Below are 5,068 nucleotides of genomic sequence, written 5' to 3' on the forward strand. Positions count from 1 at the left end.
TTCTTTCGTGAACAAAAGAGATAATCAGGTAAAAACACGTTGGGTAAGTCAAGTTGAATACATCAGGGGCGACGGTGCAATTGAAATAATATTAACACCCGCAGTTGTTAAAGAAATAACCCGTATCAACGGTATAGAAAATTTCTTTACTAAATATATGCTAGGACAAACAGCTGTGCTCAACAGCGTGTATTCAGTGCGTCTGTATGAACTAGTCACACAATGGCGTCAAGCTACCAAGACTCATCTCTTCGATATTGAAACCTTTAGAGGTCAGTTGGGCTTGGGGGTCAATGATTATCAACGTATGAGCGACTTTAAGCGTCGAGTTCTTGATTCAGCTGTTAAGGAGATTAATGAGAAGACGGATTTGCAGATAAGCTACGTTCAGGAAAAGAAAAAGAGCAAAATTATAGGGTTTAAGTTCAAAGTTTCGGAAAAAGAAAGCTCAAAAAACACTTCGCAAGCAAGGGAATGCAATACAGTAGATATGTTCACAGTCGAAGGATTAAGCGATAAGCAGCTGGGGCGAATTACTCGTAATAAACAATTTATAGCAGATTATAACCATCTAGTTAGTTCTACCAGTCCAGCAGGTCAAGATACTAAAGCTTGGGAGTTTGAGATGATTAATCGCCTTAAAAAAGACGCTTCGAAGTTTAAAAAGCGACCTATCAAAGAATATTTGGATTATTAATATATCCACTTAAGTAATTATCGCAGATATTAGCCAGTAATAATAACGTGTTTTTTTCGGAAGCCCTTGTCGTTATTGGCTTGTGGAATAGTGAACGCACACTATTTTTACAAAAAATTTATTATTGACCGCATTTGCGTCTAACCCTTATCCCATCGTCCTTTGCCAAAATTTGGACTGCCTACAACCTTGTAGCAACATAGTTTTATTCTAAAAACAATATAGAATTTTCAAAAATTTCTCGCTATATTGTGCCTACCAATTAACAAACACGCTATATGTCGTACTCAGTGATTTTAACCATCACATGAGAAGGTGTGTCTTTTTTGAAGACCTTGAGTAGATATATTGAAGTGATAGCAAGAAGATATGTATAGAGTAAGCACATTAGTTACATGAAAAGTTTGGCGACTTGGTAACTAATGCGCTCATCTATATGTTGGAGTGCAAAAAATCAGACAAAAAAATACAGCATAGAACCCAGCTTTTTTGACAGGTATATGCCGAACATTTTGGTCTGGGAACACCATGGTGACCCTTTTTTTGCTTGTTTTTAACCCTAGTTCAGCTCTAACTGACAAGGGTGTCAACAAGTGGATGATACATCAAAGGGTTGTAATTATCGATCACTTTTTTGAAAAAATTATAGCTTTGCTATAGTGTTTTCATGGAGAAAATCATTGAATAATAGTATCAATCCACCCCCTCAAGCCTTGTTATTACAGGCTACAACCTCTGAAGATATTATTGAAATATCAATCAGGATACCTAAAACCAAGTTACTGCGTGTTTATAGTTTTTGGAAAAGGAGAGTAGCTCGTTCTTTAGTATTCTCGTTGTTTCTAGTAGTTCCTAACTGTATTCATATAGAGTCTCCGTCTTTCACTTATACAAAGAATGAGACTCATGTATATCACAACGTAATTCCAAATACAGACCGTTAGAATTAACGACAAATATCACTGATGTTTCTGATCGAAAAAGCCATCGCCTATCTTGTCGGTGGCTTTTTAAGTATTGGAATGTGGATTTTAAGCTGCACCAGACCAAGAAAATATTGCCGTCTCTCTTGGTAAATGAGGCAGGCAGTCACCAATGAAGGTGATAATGAACACATCAGGTGAGTTGTATTCAACTTCTATTTTTCCCAGACCTTGTGTCATCTCCTTTCCTTCGACATACATTTGGCTTTCTGACATCTTGTAAACATCAAGAGTAATGACTTTTTTGTTTGATTTCTCAAAATGGAAATATACAGTGTCATTAGATTCCTTATCACTAATCTCTCCTGAGAAATTATGAATGTGGATATCATCATCGATACGTAAGTCGAAGGAAACCTCACTACTTCCACCGACAAAGCCTTCATTCGTCCAGAATTTGCCATCATAGAATATTTTTTTAACTTCATATTCTAGTTTTTCGTTCTTATCGTTGGTCAAGTGACGTAATGTGATAAGGGCAGCTATAGCAGCTATTATTGTGCTGATACTAGCTGCTATAGCCAATATATCTATAATGTATTCTTTCAAAACGCCCTCTTCTGTATGGTCAGGTTAAGTTATTCGATTAGCATTATATCGAGCTGAGTGCAGATATGATTTTTTATCGTTATTTAGCCTAAAGTGTACTTTTAGAGAGTGCATAAAGAAGGATGTAACAGGGGTGGCTACCCATTATCATCAAAGTTAAACGCCAATTTAGAGTCTCACGATTCACATCGACCATTTTAGAATTAAAAAAGTGACCAAGACTGCGTATATCGTCTTTTTTGGCTCTAAAACCACTCAATTCCCCTCTAAAAAGGTTCAATTTGGCTCTAAAATCGTACATTTTGGCTCAAATTTGAGCCTTTTTATGCGTTTTTTGAGTCAAAATCCACAGAATACAGACCCTCTGTAAGAGCGCAGTTTCGAGAAATGACATGACTAGCTTACTTCGTGCTATTCTGTCATTTATCTAACCGCGTTGGGGAAACCCCAAACCCCAAAAAACCAAAGGCTAAAAAGGTGCAGAGATGGCTATCTACAGACTAGAAAGGAAATCAATTAGTCGTGTGAAAGGGCACAATTTAGTCGCTGCTATTGCGTACCGAGCAGGGCTGGAACTGACAGATCCCAATCCATTAAATCCCGAAGCGACTACTTACGATTACAGCAAAAAATCGGATGTAGCGCTTACGGAAATCATATTGCCTGATGAATTAGCGGCACAGATGAACGGTGAAGGAATAACGCTCACTTTACCCGAGATTGCCAATCTGGTCGAAAAGGGCGAAACCACTTTGCGCGGCAAAATGAAGATGGGCGCGAAGCTCGCGAACGAATATGTGCTTGCGGGTTCACATGAGCTGAGCCTAGAAGAAAATATAAAAGATTTTCAAGAATTTGCTAAGCAGCAAGCCGAGGAGCAAGGTGTTATCACCATGGTTTTTGTGCATGACCCCAAGCAAGGCGATGATATATATGAAACGGGTGGTGATCTTACCAGAAAGGATGAACGCAATATTCACGCTCATATCGTTCTGTTAAGCCGTCAGGTTGAGCTTAGAAACGGAAAGCTGTCATTAGGCAAAAAATGCGATAGTGACGCATCTAATGACGAACGTGTTCGACCGGTAGTACCACAGAATTTAGTGGGAGAACCTGATCCCGTAACAGGCAAACCGATTCAACAAGGGCGTGGCTTATGTAGCAATAGCGAGTGGTTGAAAGGTGTCCGCGAGTCGTGGGCGAATATACAAAATAAGAGTTTGGCGCGTCATAATTTAGCTCTTGTGACTCATAAATCCTATGAAGAATTAGGCATCGACTTCAAGCCAGGACATCATAGGGGCAAAATCGGTAAGAACTCATACCTAGGAGAAAAGAATGAGTCAAACTATAACGGCAACAGAAAGCAATCTAAGTATGCAGCAGATTGCCAAGCTGATATCTCAGAACAAAGAATTAGTGACAGTAAACAAAGAATTAACAGTCACGAACAGCGAACAATTGAAATTGATAGAATCATTGCAAGCAGAGCTGGAGCGACAGACCCCTTCGCTGACGCAATCCGAAGAAGCCGTGCTGCAAGAGAATCAGCAGTTATTAGCTGTGATCAAGGATCAGAAGCTTTTGATAGAGCAGCAGACGACACAATTGCAGCAGTTCGAAGACTTGCAGGAATCTCTAGTCAAGGAATTAAACAACGAGAATCAGAGCTTGCTAAACACGCTCAGTACGCTGAAAACACTAAGATAAACTTAATCCGTAAAATTCTAAAACGCCGTAAAGAGGAAAATCAGATACGTTTGTCTTGGGGTGAGAGTGCAGATGATCTGGAACACGCGCATAAGTTTGATCCACGGCAGCTAGAAATACTAAATGCTTTCGCTAACAAGTACCAACTGGATAAAAGTAGGAGTGAACCTTACGAGGCTGCCGAGGAAAGACAGTGGAATCTAGTTAATAATGATGATTTCTTTCAAGATAACATCGAAGTTTTTGATCTAGTACGTGATCCTAAGTTGGAAAGAGAAAAATATAATGCTAGAAAGCTCTCAGATAGCTGTCAGAGCGTTTTAAGTATAAATAGTGATGTTGGCTATGGTGAACAGTCTAGAGGCTTAGATGAGCCTAATAATAAGCTTGTAATGGGTAATAATATACCTAGACCAAAATTTTAATTTCGCTTCGGTCTATTCATCAATAACAAGTGTAATTCTTGGTTTCTCATTATCTGTATTCTGTTTTTTAATCATTTATTAATAACAAAAAAGGCTTTTAATGCTTTTAATGCTTTTAAAAGCTTTTAAGAGAGCTGTAGCCCTTTTATATCAATGGATACAAGTGAGTGATGACGACATCTATCGGGTATGATGACGACATCTATCGGGTATGATGACGACATCTATCGGGTATGATGACGACATCTATCGGGTATGATGACGACAAAAAAATATTTGACTTGATTAATGAGCTTGTGTAGTTTGCTCTTATCGATCTAATAAAAACCACTAAAGAGACTTAATTATGAAATCTGATAAGGGAAAAAATATGAGTGACTTAGTGGTTAAGTCCAATCGTTTGAATACAGCTATACAAAACTTGTCATTGGTTGAAATTAGATTAATACAAATCGCAATTATTGACAGTAGGGAAACGCAGACTGGACTAACGTCAGATAGCCCTCTAGTTATCTCCGCGAAACGTTATGCAGAGTGTTTCAACGTAGAAATAGATACTGCTTATGATGTTCTTTTAGCAGCAGAATCAACGCTTTTTGAACGTCGTTTTTCTTTCGTGAACAAAAGAGATAATCAGGTAAAAACACGTTGGGTAAGTCAAGTTGAATACATCAGGGGCGACGGTGCAATTGAAATAATATTAA

General features: G+C 38.4%; 4 protein-coding genes. 3 read left to right on the top strand and 1 reads right to left on the bottom strand.

The features are described from left to right. Nucleotides 1-697 (top strand): RepB family plasmid replication initiator protein (locus ACIGBM_RS13410; protein ID WP_397478076.1); only part of this gene is annotated, 697 nt, incomplete at its 5' end. 1,031 nt (nt 698-1,728) lie between these two features. Here the strand turns inward: ACIGBM_RS13410 and ACIGBM_RS13415 are convergent. Continuing rightward, entirely contained in the window at nt 1,729-2,229 is a 501-nt protein-coding gene (locus ACIGBM_RS13415; RefSeq protein WP_397478077.1) for a hypothetical protein, read from the bottom strand. A gap of 485 nt (nt 2,230-2,714) precedes the next feature. On the opposite strand from ACIGBM_RS13415, the gene ACIGBM_RS13420 reads away from it, so the two are divergent. Together ACIGBM_RS13420 and ACIGBM_RS13425 are read left to right on the top strand one after the other, a co-directional pair. After that, on the top strand, nt 2,715-4,364 hold the full coding sequence (locus tag ACIGBM_RS13420) for a MobA/MobL family protein (protein ID WP_397478078.1): 1,650 nt from the start codon (nt 2,715-2,717) through the stop codon (nt 4,362-4,364). A 346-nt stretch (nt 4,365-4,710) separates the two neighbouring features. Beyond that, a partial coding sequence (locus ACIGBM_RS13425) for a RepB family plasmid replication initiator protein (protein ID WP_397478079.1) occupies nt 4,711-5,068 on the top strand: 358 nt, incomplete at its 3' end.

Source organism: Psychrobacter sp. NPDC077938 (assembly GCF_044542635.1).
Classification (GTDB): Bacteria; Pseudomonadota; Gammaproteobacteria; order Pseudomonadales; family Moraxellaceae; genus Psychrobacter.